The sequence below is a fragment of the Treponema sp. R6D11 genome, from assembly GCF_054786075.1.
Window position 1 is genome coordinate 1 of record NZ_BDHD01001210.1, and the last position, 358, is coordinate 358.

1 protein-coding gene is annotated in these 358 nt (G+C 36.3%); it reads right to left on the reverse strand.

The features are described 5' to 3' along the window. The coding region (locus ACYVTD_RS18145; protein ID WP_461249001.1) for an elongation factor P at positions 1 to 358 on the reverse strand (358 nt) is incomplete at both ends.

Here is a 358-nt window from a genome sequence, read left to right on the forward strand (position 1 = left end):
TTCATTGATGAATATAGGAACCATAATCTCCGCTCCCGTCTCTAACTTCGCTGGTTTTTGAACATTTGTTGCAGTATCCCCGCGAACGCCAGGCTCAGTAGCAACAACTTCAAGCTCAACAAAATTAGGAGGCTCCACACCAAATATATTACCCTTATAAGATAAAATTAAAACTACATCATTTTCCTTAACAAATTTAAGCGAGTCGCCTAATTGCTCTTTTGTAAGAGGAATTTGTTCATAATTTTCTGTATCCATAAAGTAAAATAGCCCAGAATCCTCATACAAATATTGCATGTTTTTGCGCTCAATATGTGCCTTTGGAAATTTATCAGTAGGTTTAAATGTCCTCTCAACA